Annotated in this window: 13 protein-coding genes; 10 read left to right on the top strand and 3 right to left on the bottom strand. The window is 66.9% G+C overall.

The features are described from left to right. Positions 1-7: 7 nt before the first annotated feature. Entirely contained in the window at positions 8-766 is a 759-nt protein-coding gene (locus KW843_RS17295; protein ID WP_218296401.1) for a TetR/AcrR family transcriptional regulator, read from the bottom strand. A gap of 150 nt (positions 767-916) precedes the next feature. Between KW843_RS17295 and KW843_RS17290 the strand changes: the two genes are divergently transcribed. The 9 genes from KW843_RS17290 to KW843_RS17250 all read left to right on the top strand — a co-directional run bounded on the left by KW843_RS17290 (position 917) and on the right by KW843_RS17250 (position 11,866). Beyond that, positions 917-1,789: an ABC transporter ATP-binding protein gene (locus KW843_RS17290; RefSeq protein ID WP_218296400.1), complete on the top strand. Its 873-nt coding sequence runs from the start codon at positions 917-919 to the stop codon at positions 1,787-1,789. Beyond that, positions 1,786-2,667 carry a branched-chain amino acid ABC transporter permease gene (locus KW843_RS17285; protein WP_218296399.1) on the top strand — a complete coding sequence of 294 codons (882 nt, stop codon included), beginning with the start codon at positions 1,786-1,788 and terminating at the stop codon, positions 2,665-2,667. Before KW843_RS17290 ends, KW843_RS17285 begins: the two co-directional genes overlap by 4 nt. A 7-nt stretch (positions 2,668-2,674) precedes the next feature. Further along, on the top strand, positions 2,675-3,712 hold the full coding sequence (locus KW843_RS17280) for a branched-chain amino acid ABC transporter permease (protein WP_218296398.1): 1,038 nt from the start codon (positions 2,675-2,677) through the stop codon (positions 3,710-3,712). Positions 3,713-3,755: 43 nt separating this feature from the next. Beyond that, positions 3,756-4,946: an ABC transporter substrate-binding protein gene (locus KW843_RS17275; RefSeq protein ID WP_218296397.1), complete on the top strand. Its 1,191-nt coding sequence runs from the start codon at positions 3,756-3,758 to the stop codon at positions 4,944-4,946. Positions 4,947-4,956: 10 nt separating this feature from the next. Continuing rightward, the gene (locus KW843_RS17270; protein ID WP_218296396.1) at positions 4,957-5,778 is read left to right on the top strand and encodes an ABC transporter ATP-binding protein; all 822 of its coding nucleotides are present in this window, start codon (positions 4,957-4,959) and stop codon (positions 5,776-5,778) included. Beyond that, the gene (locus tag KW843_RS17265; protein ID WP_218296395.1) at positions 5,775-7,574 is read left to right on the top strand and encodes a long-chain fatty acid--CoA ligase; all 1,800 of its coding nucleotides are present in this window, start codon (positions 5,775-5,777) and stop codon (positions 7,572-7,574) included. Before KW843_RS17270 ends, KW843_RS17265 begins: the two co-directional genes overlap by 4 nt. A gap of 125 nt (positions 7,575-7,699) precedes the next feature. Continuing rightward, entirely contained in the window at positions 7,700-8,509 is an 810-nt protein-coding gene (locus tag KW843_RS17260; RefSeq protein ID WP_218296394.1) for an enoyl-CoA hydratase/isomerase family protein, read from the top strand. Positions 8,510-8,558: 49 nt separating this feature from the next. Then, complete coding sequence (locus KW843_RS17255; protein ID WP_218296393.1) at positions 8,559-9,743, top strand: acetyl-CoA C-acyltransferase family protein; 1,185 nt, start codon at positions 8,559-8,561, stop codon at positions 9,741-9,743. A gap of 275 nt (positions 9,744-10,018) precedes the next feature. Further along, a complete protein-coding gene (locus KW843_RS17250) occupies positions 10,019-11,866 on the top strand; it encodes a beta-galactosidase (protein ID WP_218296392.1) in 1,848 nt (615 codons plus the stop codon). A gap of 426 nt (positions 11,867-12,292) precedes the next feature. Here the strand turns inward: KW843_RS17250 and KW843_RS17245 are convergent, their stop codons facing one another. Next, complete coding sequence (locus tag KW843_RS17245) at positions 12,293-13,306, bottom strand: recombination-associated protein RdgC (protein ID WP_218296391.1); 1,014 nt, start codon at positions 13,304-13,306, stop codon at positions 12,293-12,295. 323 nt (positions 13,307-13,629) lie between these two features. Here KW843_RS17245 and KW843_RS17240 point away from each other — a divergent pair, with 323 nt between their 5' ends. Then, positions 13,630-14,181 carry a Spy/CpxP family protein refolding chaperone gene (locus tag KW843_RS17240; RefSeq protein WP_218296390.1) on the top strand — a complete coding sequence of 184 codons (552 nt, stop codon included), beginning with the start codon at positions 13,630-13,632 and terminating at the stop codon, positions 14,179-14,181. Between the two features lie 1,048 nt (positions 14,182-15,229). Here KW843_RS17240 and KW843_RS17235 read toward each other — a convergent pair. Beyond that, positions 15,230-20,104 carry an EAL domain-containing protein gene (locus KW843_RS17235; RefSeq protein WP_218296389.1) on the bottom strand — a complete coding sequence of 1,625 codons (4,875 nt, stop codon included), beginning with the start codon at positions 20,102-20,104 and terminating at the stop codon, positions 15,230-15,232. Positions 20,105-20,130: the final 26 nt, after the last annotated feature.

The raw sequence follows: 20,130 nt of genomic DNA, 5'->3' as shown, positions 1-20,130 counted from the left end.
CGCTCGTTCAGGCCTTGGACGCCCGGGCGGCGGGCGCAGCCCTGCCCTTGGCCACGGCAGGGGTGCCGGCCTTGCGCGCCGCACGCTTCGCAGCCGGCGGCGGGGGTACGTCCGCGCGGCGCAGCACCCCCTGGCACAGCGTTTCGATGCACTGCCCCGCCACCTGCTCGGCCGTGTACTCGCCGCCGGGCTGGTACCAGCGCCCGATCCAGCTGAGCGCGCCCGCGATCACGAAGGCCGTCATCTTCGGGTCGCAAGGCTGCAGCGATCCTTCCTCCACCCCCTGGGCCACGAGGCGGCGGAATTCCTGGTCGATGGCGGACTTCAGGCGGCGCAGCTCCTTGCGGCTCTCCGGCGGCAGTTGCTCGTCGCCCACGCGGATCAGGCACTTGCCGAAGTCCATGGTGACGATGCGCGCATACACCTGCATGCAGGTCATGAGCTGGTCGATGGCCTTGCCCCCGGCCGCGCGCGAGGCATCGATGCCCTCGAGCATCATTTCGAGGCCCTTGCTCACGCACTGCAGCAGGATCTCGTCCTTGTTCTTCACGTAGTAGTACAGCGTGGGCTTGGTCACGTTCAGCCGCGCGGCGATGTCGTCGAGCGAGGTGGCATGAAACCCGCGTTCGTTGAACAGCTGCGCGGCCGCCTGCAGCACGGCATTGCGCTTGGCCTCGCGCTGCTGTTCGCGGTGGGACGCGGGCGCCCAGGGAGACGCAGGCGGGCGGTCGGCACTGCGGGGGGGCGACACGGTGGGGCTGGGCATGGCGGGCTGGTTCCTCGGGAAAGTACGGATGCTGGTTTGGCGCGGGGCCTTCCAGAATCTACTCACGAGTAAACAGTTTACGCACAAGTAGGAAATTCCTGCAGGCCCGCAGGAATTTTCTGGTCAGCACAAACCCGCATTAGAAAGCCAATGGAGACACACCCACCCGGCATTCCCCCCGCCAGCGCGCCGCCCCTGCTGCAGGTCGATGGCGTCACGCTGGCCTTCGGCGGGGTCAAGGCGCTCACCGGCGTGGGCTTTGGCGTGCAGGCCGGCTCCATCACCGCCGTGATCGGGCCCAACGGTGCGGGCAAGACCTCGCTGTTCAACACCATCTCGGGCTTCTACCGCCCGGGCAGCGGCGCCATCCGTTTCAAGGGCCAGGACATCACGCGGGTGCCGGCACCGCAGCGCGCCAGGCTGGGCCTGGGGCGCAGCTTCCAGAACATCGCGCTGTTTCGCGGCATGACGGTGCTCGACAACATCAAGCTCGGGCGGCATGCGCACCTCAAGACCAATGTGCTCGACGCGCTGCTCTACGTGGGCCGCGCGCGCCGCGAAGAGGCCGCCCTGCGTGCCGACATCGAGGAGCGCATCATCGACTTCCTGGAGATCGACCACATCCGCCATGCGCCCGTCTCGGCCCTGCCCTACGGCCTGCAAAAGCGCGTGGAGATGGCCCGCGCCCTGGCCATGCAGCCCGAGGTACTGATGCTCGACGAGCCCGTGGCCGGCATGAACCGCGAGGAGACCGAGGACATGGCGCGCTTCATCCTCGACGTGCGCGCCGAATGGGGCGTGACGGTGCTCATGGTCGAGCACGACATGGGCATGGTGATGGACCTGTCGGACCACGTGGTGGTGCTCAACTTCGGCCAGGTCATCGCCCAGGGCACGCCGGGGGAGGTGCAGGCCAACCCCGAGGTGATCCGCGCCTACCTGGGCTCGGGCGACGTGGGCGACCTGCGGGCCCGGTTCCAGGCCGCTGCCACCGCCGCGCCAATGCAGGGGGCCCCGGCATGATGGACTGGGCCTACCTCTTCGAAATCAGCCTCACCGGCATCTCCGGCGGTGGCCTCTATGCGCTGGCGGCGCTGGCCTTCGTGATGGTCTACAAGGCCACGCGCGTGGTGAACATCGCCATCGGCGAGATGCTCATGGTCGGCGCCTACCTGTTCTTCACCTTCGCCGCCACCTTCGCGCTGCCGCTGTGGCTGGCCATTCCGGCGGCGGTGCTCGGCTCGGGCCTCTTGGGCGCGGTGATCGAGCGCACCATGATCCGCCCGCTGCTGGGCGAGCCGCCGATCTCCGTCTTCATGGTCACCGTGGGCCTGGCCTCGGTGCTCGTGGGCCTGGTGGAAATGATCTGGACGGCCGACCAGCGCCGCCTGCCCGAGTTCATGCCCACCAAGCCCATCATGATCGGCGAGGCCTTCCTTGCGCCCAAGGTGTTCTGGGGCGCGGTGATCGCCGTGGCCTTCATCGCGGCCGTGCTGCTGGTGTTCCGTTTCTGGCGCGGCGGGGTGGCCCTGCGCGCCACGGCCAGCGACCAGGCCGCCGCCTACTCGGTGGGCATCAACGTGCCGCGTGTGTTCTCGCTGGCCTGGGTGGCCTCGGCCATGATCGCCGCGATCTCCGGGATCATCGTCGGGTCGATTGGCGGCATCTCGTCGAGCATGGGCGTGTTCGGCCTGTCGGTGCTGGTGGTGGTCATCGTGGGCGGGCTCGACAGCGTGCTCGGCGCCCTCGTCGGCGGCCTGCTCATCGGCCTCATCGAAGCGCTGGCTGGCGCCTACCTGGGCGGCGAGTACAAGCTGCTGGCCACCTTCATCGTGCTCGTGGCCGTGCTGCTGGTGCGGCCCTATGGCCTGTTCGGCACCCACGAAATCGAACGTCTCTAAGGCACCCATGCGCATAGGCACCCTCAAGGAATCCTACGTCGCCGACGCGGCGCTGTTCGACTCGCGCACGCAGAAGGTCTGGCTGGCCGTGGCCGCCGCGCTGCTGCTGCTGTTCCCCTTCATGGCCAGCGACTACTGGCTGTACCTGGCCTGCCTGGTCAGCATCAACGTCGCCAGCGCCACCGGCCTGAACATCCTCACGGGCTACACGGGCCTGGTGAGCCTGGGGCAGGCGGCCTTCATGGGCCTGGGGGCCTACACCGTGGCCGTGCTGGAGACGCGCGCGGGCACGCCCTTCGTGCTCAACCTGCTGGCCGGCGGCTTCGTGGCCATGCTGGGTGGCATCGTCGTGGGCATCCCCTCGCTGCGTGTCAAGGGCCTGTACCTGGCCATCGCCACCATCGCGGCGTCGTTCATCGCGCACTTCATCTTCGCCAACTGGAAGTTCACGGGTGGCACCGGCGGCCTGAGCGTGCCGCCGGCCAAACTCTTCGGCCTGCCGCTCGACACCTCGTTCCGCCTGTACTGGGTGATCGTGCCGGTCACCGTGCTCATGCTGCTGGGCGCGGCCAACCTGTTTCGCACGCGCGTGGGCCGCGCCTTCATCGCCATCCGCGACCGCGACATCTCGGCCGAGGTGCTGGGCATACCGCTGCTGCGCTACAAGCTGCTGTCGTTCGGGCTGTCCTCGTTCTACGCGGGCGTGGCAGGCGGCCTGTGGGCCTACTTCTTTCGCGTGGTCACGCCCGAGAGCTTTCCGCTGCTGATGTCCATCTTCTTCCTGGCGGCCATCATCGTCGGCGGCATGGGCTCCATCCTGGGCGGCATCCTGGGCGCGGTGTTCATGACCATGGTGCCCGAGCTGCTCAAGCTGGTGGTCGCCCTGCTGCCCGGCGGCAACGAGCTCACGGTGTTCCTCTCGCCCGTACGCACCGTGATCTTTGGCCTGCTGATCATCGGATTTCTGGTGTTCGAGCCACAGGGGCTCGCAGAAGTGTGGCGGCGCATTCGCCGCTTTTTCCATCTGTGGCCGTTCCGCAATTGAGAGAGCCGCCACAGCCCATAAAACCATGAAGGAGACAAGCACCATGCCCACCACCACCAACGCATCCCCCATGTCACAGCGCCGCCGCACCCTGCTGCTCGCTGCGGGCGCCACGCTGGCCGCACCGCTCACCGCCACCGCGCAGGCCAGCGGCGAAGACATCGTCATCGGCGGCTCCATCCCGCTCACCGGCGTGTTCGCGTTCGCGGGCGTGGGCATCAACGCCGGCATCGGCGACTACGTGAAGATGGTCAACGACGCGGGTGGCATCAAGGGCCGCAAGCTCAGGTACGTGCCCGAGGACACGGGCTACAAGGTCGACGTCTCGGTGGCCGCGTACAAGAAGATCACCAGCCAGAACAAGGTGAACCTCTACTACGGCGACTCCACGGGCTTTGCCAAGACCATCAACCCCGAGCTCGACCGCGCGGGCACCACGCTGATGGCCGGTGCCTCGTTCGCCAGCGAGCTCAACGATCCGAAGAAGTACCCGAACCAGTTCCTCGTGGGCCCGGACTACACCGAGATGTTCGGCATCCTGCTCAAGCACATCGCCAAGGAAAAGCCCGGTGCCAAGGTGGCCTTCGTGTACTCGGACTCCGAATTCGGCCGCGACCCGATCGACAAGAGCGAGGCCACCGCCAAGGCGCTCGGCCTGTCGGTGCCCGTCAAGATCATGACGCCCGCGGGCAGCGTGGACGTCTCGGGCGAGGTCATCAAGCTGCGCCGCGCCGCGCCCGACTACACCATCTTCCACGGCTACATCCTCGCGCCCATCCCCGAGTTCATCACCCAGGGCAAGCAGCAAGGCATGACCAGCAAGTGGATGGGCACCTTCTGGACCATGGACAGCTCCACCGTGATGAAGATGGGCGAGGCCGCCGACGGCTTCATGGGTGTGATGCCCTACCGCTACTACTACGACACCGAGAAGGCGCCCATGCTGGAGAAGATCCGCGCGCTGCGCCCCGAGTACCAGAGCACGGCCTACATCCAGGGCTTTCTCGCCGCCATGCTGTTCACCGAATCGGCCAGGCGCTGCCTGGACGCGGGCAAGCCCCTCGACGGCAAGAACCTCAAGGCCGCGCTCAACAGCATCAAGGACTTCGACACTGGTGGCCTGATCGGCGTGCCGATCACCATCAGCGGCAACTCCATCCCCGTGGGGCGCGTGTACCGCGCGGACATGAAGGCACAGAAGATGGTCGCGGCCTCCGACTGGATCAAACTGTGACCAGCCTGCCATGACCCCGCTCGCCACGCCGGACCACGTCCTCGAAGTCAACAACATCGAGGTCATCTACAACAAGGTCGTGCAGGCCCTGCGCGGCCTGTCGCTGGCCGTGCCGCGCGGGCAAATCGTGGCGCTCTTGGGCAGCAACGGCGCGGGCAAGTCCACCACGCTCAAGGCCATCTCGGGCCTGCTGGCGCTCGAAGACGGCACGGTGGAGTCGGGCAGCATCCGCTTCAACGGCCAGCCCACCGCGGGCTTGGCACCGCAGCAGCTGGTGCGCAATGGGCTCTCGCACGTGATGGAGGGGCGCCGCGTGTTCGAGGACCTCACGGTCGAAGAGAACCTGGTGGCCGCGACCTATGCGCTCACGGGCCGCGCCGATGCCAGGCCCGACTTCGACACCGTCTACAGCTACTTCCCGCGCCTGCACGAGCGCCGCAAGGGCCTGGCCGGGTATCTCTCGGGCGGCGAGCAGCAGATGCTGGCCATCGGCCGCGCCCTCATCGCCCAGCCCCAGCTGATCCTGCTCGACGAGCCCTCGCTGGGCCTGTCGCCCAAGCTGGTGGAAGACATCTTCACCATCATCGCGCGCATCAACGCCGAGCGCGGCACCTCCATGCTGCTGGTGGAGCAGAACGCCACCGTGGCGCTCGCGGTCGCCCACCAGGGCTACATCATGGAGAACGGCAAGATCGTGATCGACGGCTCGGCCGAGCGCCTGGCCAACGACCCCGACGTGCGCGAGTTCTACCTGGGCATGGGGGGTGGCGGGGAAGCCAAGAGCTTCAAGGACATCAAGCACTACAAGCGCAGGAAGCGTTGGCTGTCATGACCCTCCCGAACCTCACCCTGCCCCAGATGCTGCGCGAGCGCGCACGCACCGAGCCAGCGCGCGTGGCCATCAGGCAAAAGGACTTCGGCATCTGGAAGCCCTTCACCTGGGCCCGCTACCACGAGCGCGCCTGCCACTTCGGCCTGGGCCTGCGCGCGCTCGGCCTGCCGGCGGGCGGGCATGTGGGCGTGATTTCCGAGAACCGCACGGAATGGGTGCTCGCGCAGATGGGCGCGGGCCTGGTCGGTGCGGTCACCGTGGGCGTCTACCCCACCAGCCCCAGCAACGAGGTGGCCTACGTGGTCGGCCATGCCGACATCGAGGTCATGGTCTGCGAAGACCAGGAGCAGACCGACAAGCTGCTCGCCGCCCTGCCCGAGCTGCCGCGCCTGAAAAAGATCATCGTCATCGAGACCAAGGGCCTGCGCAGTTTCGCGCCCGAGGTGCGCGCGCTGATCGCCACCTTCGCCGAGGTCGAGGCGCTGGGCGTCGCATCCGGCCAGCAGGCGCTGGTGGACGAGGCCCTGGCGCGCCAGACGCTCGACGACGTGGGCCTGATGATCTACACCTCGGGCTCCACCGGCAAGCCCAAGGGCGCGATGATCAGCTACCGCAACATCCGCGGCGTGGTGCCCGGCATCGTCGACCGGCTGCAGCTCGATGCGGCCACCACGCACCTGTCCTACCTGCCGCTGTGCCATGTGGCCGAGCAGATGCTCACCAGCTTCGTGCCGGTGTACATCGGCTCGCAGGTGAACTTCGGCGAGTCCATCCGCACCGTGCAGGAAGACCTGCGCGAGGTGGCGCCCACCATGTTCCTGGGCGTGCCGCGCATCTGGGAGAAGATGCACGCCGCCATCCACATCAAGCTGCAGGAGACCGGGGGCCTGCGCCGCCGGCTGTTCCACCATGCGGTCGCCGCCTGCCAGCCGCTGGCCGAGAAGCCGCGCAGCGCCTGGAGCCTGGGCGAGCGCCTGGCCTTCGCCGCCAGCTACTGGCTGGTGTTCCGCGCGCTGCAGAACTTCGTCGGCCTGCGCCAGGCGCGCGTGGCCCTCACCGGGGCCGCGCCCATACCGCCCGACGTGGTGCGCTTCTTTCGCGTGCTCGGCCTGCCGCTGGTGGAGGTCTACGGCCTGACCGAATCCACCGGCATGGTCACGGGCCACCGGCTGGACAACGTGGTGGTCGGCACCGTGGGCGTGCCCATCCTGGGCGTGGAGCACCGCATGGCCGACAACGGCGAGCTGCAGCTGCGCGGCGACATGGTGTTCGCGGGCTACTACAAGAACCCCGAGGCCACGGCCGCGAGCATCATCGATGGCTGGCTGCACACCGGCGACGTGGTGCGCGAGGAGCAGGGCCAGATCAAGATCGTGGACCGGCTCAAGGACATCATGATCACCGCCGGCGGCAAGAACCTCACGCCCTCGGAGATCGAGAACACCATGAAGGGCAGCCCCTTCATCAAGGAATGCATCATCGTCGCCGAGGGCCGCAAGTTCGTGGGTGCGCTGGTGATGATCGACTACGAGACCGTGGGCAAGTGGGCCGAGGCCCGGCGCCTGGCGTTCACGCATTTCCGCTCGCTGGTGGAAATGCCCGAGGTGCGCGAGCTCATCGACGCCGAGATCCGCCGGGGCAACGAGCGCCTGGCCCAGGTCTCGCAGATCCGCCAGTTCCACCTGCTCACCAAGGAACTGGACCACGACGACGGCGAGGTCACCGCCACCATGAAGGTGCGCCGCTCCAGCATCTACAAGACCTACGCTGCCGAGATCGAGGCGCTGTACCGGTAGAGAGAAGAAAAAAGGCAGGTCGCGCAGGGCCGTTGTGGGTTTCGTTTGCCATCCTGCTCTCAGCAATGCTATCAATATAGAAGCGTCTTGCGCTTATTGAGCAAGCGCTGGAAGGTATTTTGACCATGAACTCGTCTACCACCGTGCAAGCACCGCCCGCACAACCCCCCCTGCTGCTCGAACGGGACGGCCCCATCGCCACCCTGCGCTTCAACCGCCCCGAGGCACTCAACGCCATCGATGTGCCCATGGCGCAGGCCTTTCTCGCCAGCGTGCAAGCCATTGCCGCCGACCCCACGGTGCGCGCCGTGGTGCTGCGCGGCAACGGCAAGGGCTTCATGGCTGGGGGTGATCTGGCCACGCTGCGGGCCACGCCCGTGCAGGGCGCCATCGACATCCTCACGCCGCTGAACCAGGCCCTGCCGCTGCTGGCGCAGATGAACGCCCCCGTCATCGCCCAGGTGCACGGCGTGGCCGCGGGCGCGGGCCTGAGCCTGCTGCTGATGGCCGACTATGTGCTCGTGGCAGAGGGCACGCGCTTCAACCTGGCCTACATCAACCTGGGCACCAGCTGCGACGTGGGTGCCTCCTGGGCGCTGCCGCGCCTGGTGGGCATGCGCCAGGCGCTGGAGATCGCGCTGCTGGGCGAGGCCTTCACCGCCGAGGATGCGCTGCGCCTCGGCCTGGTCAACCGCGTGGTGCCCGCTGCAGAGCTCGACGCCGCCACCACCGCCATCGCCGAGCGCCTGGCCGCAGGCCCCACCCTGGCCTACGGCGCCATGAAGCGCCTGATGCGCGAGTCGATGGACCGTACCCTGCCCGAGCAACTGGCCGCCGAGGCGCGGGCCTTCGTGCACTGCGCGGGCACACAGGACTTCCAGGCCGGGGTGGACGCCTTCCACGCGCGCCAGGCACCGCAGTTCACGGGCCGCTGACCTTCCTTTTTCCATCCCGCCTTCCACCTCCCCTTCGCCGAAACTTCCCATGAGCCTTCAAGACGTCTACGTCCTCTCCACCGCCCGCACCGCCATCGGCACCTTTGGCGGCAGCCTCAAGGACGTGCCCAACACCGATCTCGCCACCACTGCCGTGAGGGCCGCCATCGCGCGCAGTGGCCTGCCCGCCGATGCCATCGGCCATGTGGTGATGGGCAACGTGATCCCCACCGACACCAAGGACGCCTACCTGGCCCGCGTGGCCGCCATCGACGCCGGCTGCCCCATCGAGACGCCGGCCTTCAACGTCAACCGCCTGTGCGGCTCGGGCCTGCAGGCCATCATCTCGGCGGCCCAGGCCATCGGTTACGGGGATTGCGACATCGCCATCGGCGGCGGCAGCGAATCCATGAGCCGCGGCCCCTACTTCGACACCGCCGCGCGCTACGGTGCGCGCATGGGCGACGCCAAGAGCATCGACTACATGCTCGGCATCCTGCACGACCCGTGGCAGAAGATGCACATGGGCATCACCGCCGAGAACGTGGCCGAGCGCTACCGCATCGGCCGCGAGATGCAGGACCAACTCGCCGTGCAGAGCCAGCAGCGCGCGGCGCATGCCATCGCGGCGGGCTACTTCCGCGAGCAGATCGTGCCGGTGGAGATCGCCACGCGCAAGGGCACGGTGGTCTTCGACACCGACGAGCATGTGCGCGGCAGCACCACGCTCGAAGTGCTGGCCGGCATGAAGCCCGCGTTCAGGAAGGACGGTTTGGTCACCGCCGGCAATGCCTCGGGCATCAACGACGGCGCCGCCGCCGTGGTGCTGGCCTCGGGCGCACGCGTGTCGGCCCTGGGCCTCACACCCCTGGCCCGCCTGGTGGGCTACGCCCATGCGGGCGTGGAGCCGGCCTACATGGGCATCGGCCCCGTGCCGGCGACGCGCAAGGTCCTGCAGCGCACCGGCCTCACCGTGCAGGACATGGACGTGATCGAGGCCAACGAGGCCTTCGCCGCCCAGGCCTGTGCGGTGATCCAGGAGCTGGGCCTGGACCCGTCCAAGGTCAATCCCAACGGCTCGGGCATTTCGCTGGGCCACCCGGTGGGCGCCACGGGCGCCATCATCACCACCAAGGCCATCGCCGAGCTGCACCGCACCGGCGGCCGCTATGCGCTGGTGACCATGTGTATCGGCGGCGGCCAGGGCATCGCGGCGGTGTTCGAGCGGGTGTGAGGGCGGCGCCGTCCCCGCGCTGCCGCCATTCAGGAGTTTTGCCTCCAGCGCTTTCCCATCCACCATCGATTACTACCAAATAAATAGCAACTGAGTCCCGTGGATCCTGTGAATGCGCTTCGCACTTGTGTGGCGCGGCGCCTGGGCAAGGAGCGGGCCCGGCGCAGTCCCGGGGGCCACTTCGGCTTCCGAGGCCTGTGCCGATCGCATCAGTATGATCGCGCTGGACAGCGCTCTCCAGCCGGAGCGCCCCGCCTTTCTCTCCAAAAATCCCCATGAAAAAACTCTTTCGCATTGCGGCACTGCTTTTCTCCCTGATTCCTTTTGCCAGCAGCGCCGTCGCGGCCCGCCCGGTGTCCAGCATCATCGTGATGCCTTGGGACCTCAGCCAGAACAAGAATCTTCCTGGCGAACTCAAGTCCAAGGGATTCAGCCACGCCACGGTGTACCTGAACTGGTCCGACATCGAGCGCAGCAAGGGCCTGTACGAGTTCAGCCACTACCACGGCCACATGGATGCCCTTGTCGACGGCGGGCTGTCGCTCCTGCTGGTCATCGACATGGGGGGACGGCCCTACAAGGACGAGAGCGGCAAGCTGGTGCCCAACATGTCCACGGTCCCGCAATGGATCACCGCCGCGCATCCCGATGCCGTCATGCGGAATTTCTCGGGCGACCCGAGCTGGCAACCGGATTTCACGGACGACAGGATCAGAAAGCCCGCGCACGCTTTCATCGCGCAAACGGTCGATCATTTTTCCAGGCGCTACCCCGCAAAGGTGCTCGGCTATGCCCTCGGCCTCCAGGAGGAACACGAAATAAAGTATGGGCAGATGGGCTACCAGTGGCGGGACTACAAGGAGTCCACACAGAATGACTTCGCCAGGAAGCACAACAACGCCCGTCAGCCTGTCATCAACTACAACAACAACATCGCCGCAGGGGTGCCCAAAGCGGAACCTCTTTTGCATGCCCACAAGGAGTTCCGGGAAAACCGGCTCCAGGAAGCCACCTGCGCATACACCAAGGTGATCCGGGACAAGGGGGCGCAGGCGATCGGATATTTCGCCGAGACATTCACGTCGCATGACGCCATCTATGCCACCGGCATCGTTGAAAAACTGGCTGGGTGCATCGACATAGCCGTCATCGATTTCAACTTCTACGATGGCTACAGCCTGGTGCCGGATGCAGACGTCCTGCCCACGCTTGCCAACTACATGGGCTCGCTGGGCTACAGGAAAATCATGGTGGGTGCCTACGGTGAGCGATGGGAGGCCGAAAAAAGATCGCGGGAACTGATGCCTGTCATCCAACGCTCCGTCACCCAATCGCTGACGCAGGCCAATGTGATGGGCTACGAGATCGGAGGGTTCGCGCACCAGGCAGGCGGCGGCTCCCTCTCCGCCCTTGACATGGACAAGCTCAATGCCCCATCTGGCCACACTGCGGCAACCAGCACGGCCCCCCGGATCAAGATTGGCATCCTGGGCTCCACGACCAACTTTCACGTCTGGCACGGGGAAAGAAGTGCAGGCAGAAACACCCACCGTGATGCGCTGTTCGCGTCCTACAAGATCCTGAGCAGCGAGCCCGGGATGGATGTCCATGTCATCGGCGAAAAGAACCTTCTGCAGGACGATCCCCTCATCCAGCGCCTGGATGCCATCCTCGTTCCGCACCAGGCAGCCCTGCCACAGAGCGTCAAATCCAAGCTGACCACTTACTGGAAAAACGGCGGGTCGCTCATCCAGGACATGCGTCTGGGTGAGTTCGACGAAAACGGCAAACCCACCTTTGACTGGATGCATGAGGTGTTTGGGATTGCCAATATCGAGTGGAAGAAAAAGGGCGGTGTCTTCCTGATTGATGGCAAGGTCTATCGGCTCAAACCCTCAAGGCGCATGTACGTCAGCTATGCGTCGATAACCCCACGCCCGGGCTACAAGGTGCTGGCCACGGAACTGCTGCAGCGGGATCAGGGGATCATGGTGCGGGGGGAACGTACGCTGGCGTTCGGCTTCATGCCGCAATTGATCGAGGACGACACGAGGGAAGCCTGGGGAAAGTTGTTCGTGCGGGAAATCGTGAACATCGTGCCCCCACGGCCCTCGCGAAAGTGACATTGGCGATGCCCCGTACAGTGATCTGACCTGCAAGACAACCGCAGTTTTTGCTCGGGGCCCACACCACCGGCTCGAATACCGGGCGGTCTGGTCAGCGGTGGTTGCTCTGTCCTGCAGCGACCTTTCCGTCATTTCCGATTACCACGTGCTGCGGGTGCAGCGCAGAGCCGTTCCGGTATTTGACACCCTCAAGCCAGGCCAGCCCTGCGTGGACGCGGCCTCAAGCGGGCTTCCATACAGCAGTGAAAGGCAATAAAACAAGTGCCCGGCATTGCTGTCATCGACCCACGCACCTTGCCCTGTCCTTCTATCTCTGGCTTGACTCCAGAATGGTAGGCCTCACTTGCCTGCGATTCGGCACTTGGTGAAATCCGGCCAGCATGAACTCCCCCGGCCGTGGGCGCCTGCAGCCTGCCCCAGCCATCAAAACGGCGCAGAGTCGGGATCCGTGTCCACTGGCACCTGCGCAGGCCCTGTCACAACTGCACCGGTGCGGGCGGCGGACGAGGGCGCTGCCACGGTAGCTGCCGCCGAAACCTCCGCCACCCCACTCTCCGCCTCGCCCCCCAGCGCCTCGATCAGGTCCGGAATCAGCTTGACCAGCTCGCCCGTGGCGATCGCCACGTCGGTGTCAAAGCCACCGTCATCGGCCTTGGTGCCTTCGAACACCGTGTCCAGGAACGAGACCTTCTTGATCTGCAGCCCCTCGGTGAGCATGAAGCTCACGCGGTCGTCCCAGGTGAGTGCGAGCTTGGTGGGCAGCTTGCCGGCGTCGATGTGGGCCTGCACCTCTTCGATGTCCAGCGGGTGGCGGGCATAGCGCACCACGGCCTTTTCCTCGGTGGCGCTCTTGAGCTCGCATTCGCGGTCCACGGTGAAGCCCACGGGCGGCTCTTGTTCCTTGAGCCAGTGGGACATGGCCGCTTGCGGGCTGGTCTGGGTGTTGATGAGCGACACCGACAGGCCGGGCAGCGATTCGACCAGCAGCGTGACGACTTCGTCCGCACGGCCCTGGCTGGAGGTGTCCAGCACCAGCAGGCGCGATGCCGTATCGATCCACACCCACATGGAACCCTGCTTGGTGAACGCCATGGGCAGCAGGTCCAGCTTGGCCTCGTCCTTGAGTTCCTTGCTTTCCTTCTTGCCAGGCTTGCGGCCGGTTTCCTGCTCGATGCGTTCTGCCTTTTCCTTCACGCGGCGTGCCAGCACGCTGCCGGGCAGCACCTTGGACTCGACCATGAAGCGCAGGATCCACTGGCCCCCGACCGACTCGGCCAGCGGGCCGTGCTGTTCGCCACGCGGCGGCACCCAGCCCAGGGACTTTTCCTGCGTGGCGCCGCATTCGATGAAGGGCGCCTTGGCCAGGGCCTCTTCCACTTGTGTCAATTCGACCTGCCATTGCGGCGCAATGCGGTACACGATCATGTTCTTGAACACGGAAAACCTTTTCTTTTCTGGGACGGAATGCGCCATTGTCGGTGGTTCTGCGGGAGAGGTTTCCTGCCGTCCATCCCTGGCGGTCCGCGCACCCGCGAGCGGATGAACAGGCACGATCACAGCCGGCAGACGCCGTGGAACGGGCCTTGCCGTGCCACTGGCGCCGTCCCCCTTCACGAGACATGCGCGGGGTGTTTCTTTTGGAAACTTTACACAGCCTCACCCAACCGGTATGGCGGCGATACATGTGGGGCGGACACTGGCCCTCAATCGCCGGAACGGTCGTCCTGGCGAGTTCCCAACCCTGTGAAAGGACTCACACCATGGTTTTCAGATTCCAACACCGCCTGGCCGCCACCGCTGTTCTCGCTGCACTGGCCCTGCCGGTCCTGGCCCAGCAACCTCCAGCCGCCCCGCCTGCAGCGGGTGCCAACGCAACCACCGAAGGCCGCCACAAGGCAGGGGGTGACCGCCACGAGCACCATGCGCGCCACCAGGCCCAAATGGCCAAGCGCATGGCCGCCCTGAAGGACCAGCTCAAGCTGAGCGCCGCCCAGGAACCCGCCTGGACGGCCTTCAGCACCGCGATGCAGCCCGGGGAACGCACTGCCCGCCTGGACCGCAAGGACATGGACAAGCTCACCACGCCCGAACGCATCGACCGCATGCGGGCCCTGCGCGCCCAGCACGCCGCCGAGGCCGACCGCCGGGGCGAGGCCACCAAGACCTTCTACGCAGCCCTGACGCCAGACCAGCAGAAGACCTTCGATGCGCAGGCGCACCGCGGCCACCAGCGCATGCGCGACCACCACCACGGCGGCGGCGGCATGCGCGGCGGCGAGGGCCATCCATCGCCCGCCGCACCGGCGAAGTAACGCCCCACCCAACCCCCACCGCCCCCGCACGCCCTGCGGGGCGGCGGCCCTGGGGACGGGTCTCCGGCGTGCAGCCGGCGCTGCCTTTTACTTTTTCTTCCCGTGCTCCCCAAGCCCGGGGTCCTGACTGGACCCCGGGCTTTGTGCTTTGCGGCCACGCAGGCGGTCGCCTTGGACGGCGTTTGTGGATAACCCTGGGGGCAGTTGCGGCACAACTTGCTGGTTATCCACAGAAGAAGGCGCTGCGCCGAAGTTGTTGTCTGTGAGCCCCGGACTTTGCGCAGCCCGCCGCACAGAGTTTGCGGCCACGCAACCCCGCGCCAGCATTGGAAAAAAACCCCTTGTCCACAAAAAATGGGGTGCTCTACTACTACTGCTATTTATATATAGAACCATAAAAGAATAACCAGAACCTCTTTTTCGTGCCCCCCAACGCCCGTGGAGCCGAGCCCCCGGCACCACTCCACACGGCGGCTCGCGATGAAGCGGCCGGCGCCGAAAAGGCCGACGCGGAGCGGACAGGGCTCCGCGCCAGCCCGCAGGTTCCTTACCGCCACCGCCTGGGGGCCTTTATATTTCTCATTTGCTATCAATTGAGTAGCTGTTGGCGCTTCCTCCATCAGCGCTTCATGCCATTTCAATGCCAATCCTCTCTGTGGGAATGTTCAGTGCGTAAAACTGGGGATAGTTTTGGCACAACCGCCTGGTTATCCACAGAAAAAGGCCGTGGCCGTGTTTTGTCCCCTTTCGCGCGACAGCGGAAAGAGGGATCGGTGCACAGGGTTGGGCGGCGTGCAAGTGCGCGCCACGGCGAGGGAAAAGGCAGTTGTCCACATCCTGGGCCGCCTTCTACTACTACGACTATGTATTTATAGAAAACATAAGAAGAAGACAGGGGAGAACTTCCCGCGCCGGGCATGCGGTGCCGCGGCAACACCTTGTGGGGCCTTGCGGACGGACCGGTGCACGCAAAGGAGGGCGAACGCAGGGACGCGGCGATCCGCCGCGGGTGGGGACTGAATCCCGAAGACGGGCCGGCGGAAGCTCGCTACGCGGCGCAGGACCGCAGGAAGGCCCCCAGAACGTCCGCGGAGAGGGGTCGGCTGAAGAGGTAGCCCTGGTAGTGCAGGCAGCCCGCGCGGGCCAGCAGCTCGCGTTGCTCGGGGGTTTCCACCCCTTCGGCGATGACTTCCAGGCCCAGGCTGCGCGACAGGCCGATGATGGTGTCCACGATGGCCGCGTCGTTGGGGTCGGTCAGCAGGTCGCGCACAAAGCTCTGGTCGATCTTGAGCTGGTCCAGCGGCATGCGCTTCAGATAGCTCAGGCTGGAATAGCCGGTGCCGAAGTCGTCCAGCGAGAAGCCCACGCCATAGGAGCGCAGCGCGGCCATCGTGGCGATGGTGGTTTCCATGTCTTCCACCAGCAGGCTTTCGGTCAGCTCCAGCTTGAGCAGATGCGCCGGCGCGCCGGTGATGGCCAGCACGCGGGCCACGTCGTCCACGAAGCTGGCGTGGCGGAACTGGCGCGAGCTCACGTTCACCGCCATGGTCAGGTGGGCCAGGGCCGGGTCGTCCTGCCAGCTGGCCAGCAGCTTGCAGGCCGTGTGCAGCACCCAGCGGCCCAGGGGCAGGATGAGGCCCGTCTCCTCGGCCAGCGGGATGAACTGCGCGGGCGGCACCATGCCGCGCTGCGGGTGGGCCCAGCGCACGAGCGCCTCCACCCCCACGCAGCGGCCGGACAGGTGCATCTGCGGCTGGAAGTGCAGCAGGAATTCCTCCTGCGCGAGCGCGGCGCGCAGGTCGGTCTCCAGCCCGGCGCGGGCGGTCACCACGGCCTGCATGTCGGGGTCGAAGAAGCGCAGCGTGTTGCGCCCCGCCGTCTTGGCCTGGTACATGGCCAGGTCCGCCTGCTTGAGCAGCTCGCCCACGCTGGTCTGCTCGCCCGTGAACGGCGCGATGCCGATGCTGGGCGTGCTGCGGTACTGGTACCCTGCCAGCGCGTAGGGCACAGCCAGCATGGTGAGGATCTTCTCGCCCACGCTGCGCGCGTGCAGGGCCAGTTCGTGTGGCCTGGGGCTGAGCTCCTCGAGCATCACCACGAACTCGTCGCCGCCCAGCCGGGCCACCGTGTCCACGCTGCGCACGCAGGTGTTCAGGCGCTGCGCCACCTGTTGCAGCAGCAGGTCGCCCTGGTCGTGGCCCAGGGTGTCGTTCAGGGTCTTGAAGTTGTCCAGGTCGATGAACAGCAGCGCACCGCCCTGCAGGCGCCGGTGGGCGTTGGCCAGCGCATGGCCCATGCGGTCCATCAGCAGCATGCGGTTGGGCAGGCCGGTGAGCGCGTCGTAGAACGCCAGGCGCTGGATCTCGCGCTCGTTGGCCTTGCGCTGGCGGATGTCGGTGTTGATGGCCAGGATGGACTGCGGCTGGCCGTTGTCGCCGCGCACCAGGGTCCAGCGGCCCTCGACCTCGATGGTGCTGCCGTCGCGGTGGCGCTGCACGATCTCGCCCGTCCACTCGCCCTGCTCCAGCACCGTGCGCGTGGCGTGGCGGAAATGGGTGGGGTCGTCGTAGAGCAGCGTTTCGATGGACTGGCCCAGCGCCTGCAGCTGCGACCAGCCATACAGGCGCTCGGCGCTTTTGTTCCAGAAGATGATGCGGTGCTCCAGGTCGCGCACCAGGATCGCGTCCTGCGCCTTGTCAAGCAGCGAGGCCTGGTGGCGGATGCGGGCATCCGCCAGCTGCCGGTCGATCTCGGACGACGCGCGCGCGGCAAAGATCTGCAGCGTGGAGGTGATGAAGTCCGTCTCGGCGATGGGCTGGCGGAACAGCACGAACACGATGCCCACCACCTCGCCATCGGCATTGCACAGCTGCTGGCCCGCATAGCCCTGCGCGCCCACATGGCGCAGCATGGGCGCCTCGGGGTGCAGCTGCTGCACCTTCTCGGTCACCACATACGCGCGCTGCGACAGCAGCATGAGGCTGGGCGTGCCTTCCAGGGTGTATTCGTCGTTGGGCAGCATCTGGCCATCGAGCACCGCCGCGAGCGTGACCACCCGCGGGGCCTGCCCTTCCACCGGTGGCAGCAGCCGCACCACGCAGCCGCCCTGGGCCCCCAGCGCATCGGCCATGTTGCGCACCAGCTGCACGAAAAACTCCGTGCCCGTGCTCGCCGACACGGCGGCCGCCACCTTGAGCACCGAGGCCTGCAGCCGCTGCTGCGCCTTCTGCGCGCGCAGGCTGGTGATGCCAAAGGCCAGGTCGTTGGAGAGCTCCTGCAGCAGGGCCGCCTCTTCGGGGCTGATCTGCAGGATGTCCGGCGCGTACAGGTACAGCAGGCCGAAGGTGCGGTCGCGGTCGCGCAGCGGCAGGCAGATCACGCCGTGAAAGCCGTTGTCCAGCATGCGCTCGGTCCAGTCGGCAAAATCGCCCTCGGCGCGGATGTCCTGCACGATCACCGGCTTGCCCGAGCGCACGGCCATGCCCGCGGGACCCCGGCCGTAGCGGTCGTCGGCCGACCAGGACAGGTGCAGGTTCTCCAGGTAGTTCTGGTTGTGGCCCGCGTGGGCCACGGGCTGGATGGACTTGCGTTCGTCGTCCAGCGCGAAGCCCACCCATCCCATGCGGTAGCCGCCGATGTCCACGGCGATGTGGCAGATCGCCTGCAGCAGCGCGGTCTCGGACGTGGCGCGCACGAGGGTTTCGTTGCAGGCGCTCAAGAGGCGCTGCGCACGGCCCATGCGCGCCAGCTCGCGCTCGGTGCGCAGGCGCTCGGTCACGTCGGTGGCCAGCACCTGGCGCGCGGGGCGGCCGTTGAAGCTGATGCTGCCCGCCGTGATTTCCACGTCCATGAACGTGCCGTCCTTCTTGACGTGGCGGCTGATGACCGGCTTGTTGCGCTGGTCCATCGCAATCGCGTTGATGGTGGCCCGGATGCTGGCGCGGCGCTCCGCCGGCCACAGGTCCGTCATGTCCATCTCCAGCAGCTCGGCTTCGGCATAGCCGTAGTGCGTCTCCATCGACTGGTTCACGGCCTGCAGGCGCAGCGTTTCCCTGTCGTACACCCACATCGGATGGGGGTGCTCGTCGAACAGCATGCGGTACTGCTGCTCCGATGCCCGCAGCTGCCCCGCCACATGCCGCAGCTGCACCATCGCGCCCAGGGATTCGGTGAGGATCTCCAGGTGCGCGACGTCGCGCCGCGAAAATGCGTGGGCCTTGTCCGAAACGACCTTGAGCGAGCCCACCACGCCCTCGGCGGTGCGCAGCGGCACCGCCATCACGGAGCGCACGCCGTGCCGGTGGGGCAGCGAAACCATGTCCCAGCCCTCGGCCTCGGTGTCATTGCACACCACGGTGCGCCCTTCGCGCAGGGCGGGCCACAGCAGGCTCTGGTCGGCCGCCAGCATGTGGCCCACGGGCCGCACGTGGTCGCCCGCCGATGCCTGCGCCACCAGCTGGCGGCCCTGCAGCAGCTCCACCAGCGCCCCGCGCGCCAGCGTCTGGCGCAGCACGGTGTCGGCCACGAGCTGGAGCACCTCGGGCAGGGGCATGTCCAGCGACGAGATGCGCTGCTGCACCTGCAGCAGCTCCGCATGGTTCTGCGCATCGCGCTGGGCATCGAGTTCGGTCAGCTTCTGCGCGCTGATGTCGGTCATGCCGCCCACCATGCGCACGGCCTTGCCTTCGGCGTCGCGGATCAGGAAGCCCCGGTCCAGCACCCAGGCATAGCTGCCGTCCTGGCGCCGGAAGCGGTATTCGGCGGACCAGTGGTTGTCCGTGCCGCCAATGGCCGCGTGGAGGCCCCGGAGGATTTCCTCGCTGTCTTCGGGATGCAGCCGCAGCGTCCACGAGGTGCTGTCGGGCGGCAGCTGGTCGAGCGGCACGCCGAACAGGTTCTGCATGCCTTCGTTCCACCACATGAGGTCGGTGTCCAGGTTCCAGTCCCAGACGGCATCGGCCGTGGCGCGCGAGACGAGGTGAAAGCGCTCCTCGCTTTCACGGCGCGCCTCCTGGGCCAGGTGCTGGGCCGTGATGTCCTGGAAGGCCCCCTGGATGCGGACGATGCGTCCCCCGGCATCGCGCGCCGCCTGCCCGGCGGTGCGCACCCAGAAGCGCCTGCCGCCCGGCATGTCCACCTCGGCTTCCACGTCAAAGGGCGTGCCGTGGTGCCGGCAGTCATCGAACGCCTTTTGCATCTGCGGCCGGTAGGGCGGCGTGTACAGCTGCAGGACCTGCGCCAGCTCGCCCACGCGGTGGTGGAGCCCATAGGCGGCCGCGATCTCCTGCGACCACACGAGCTGCATCCCGGGCAGTTCGACCGTCCAGCCGCCTACGCGGGCGATCCGCCCCGCCACGCGCTGTGCCTCGCCCTGCGCGACCATCTCGGCATGCATCTGGTCGCGCTCCCGCACGAGCTGGGCCAGCAGCCTTTTCTGGCGGCGCAGCTCCAGCTGCACCATGGCCTGGCCCGCGAGGATCGTGAGGCCCTCGATCTGCCCTTCCTCCAGCGTGCGGGGCACGGTGTCCACCACCGCGAGGGTGCCCAGGGTGAACCCCTCGGGCGTCACCAGCGGCACGCAGGCGTAGAAGCGGACATGGGGTTCGCCCAGCACCAGGGGATTGCTGGCGAACACGGGGTGGAGCGTGACGTCGGGCACCACCACCGGTTCGCGGCCGCCGTCCAGTGCCTGGGCACAGAACGCGATGGCGCGCTCGGTCTGCTGGAAGGGAATGCCGACCGCCGCCTTGAACCACTGGCGCTCGCTGTCGAGAAAATTGACCACGGCGATGGGGCAGCCGCACACCCGTGCGGCCAGCGTGGCCAGCTGGTCGAAGCCTTCTTCCGCGGGGGTGTCGAGGATCGCGTAGGACTGCAGTGCCGTGAGCCGCGCTGCCTCTTCGGGTGCGTGGGCTGGCGGCATGGTCAGGCCGCTGTGGCGTTGGCTGT

It is taken from the genome of Acidovorax sp. sif1233, from assembly GCF_019218755.1.
GTDB lineage: Bacteria > Pseudomonadota > Gammaproteobacteria > Burkholderiales > Burkholderiaceae_C > Acidovorax.
The sequence above is the reverse complement of the archived record's forward strand: the minus strand, read 5'-3'. Positions and strand labels throughout refer to the sequence as shown.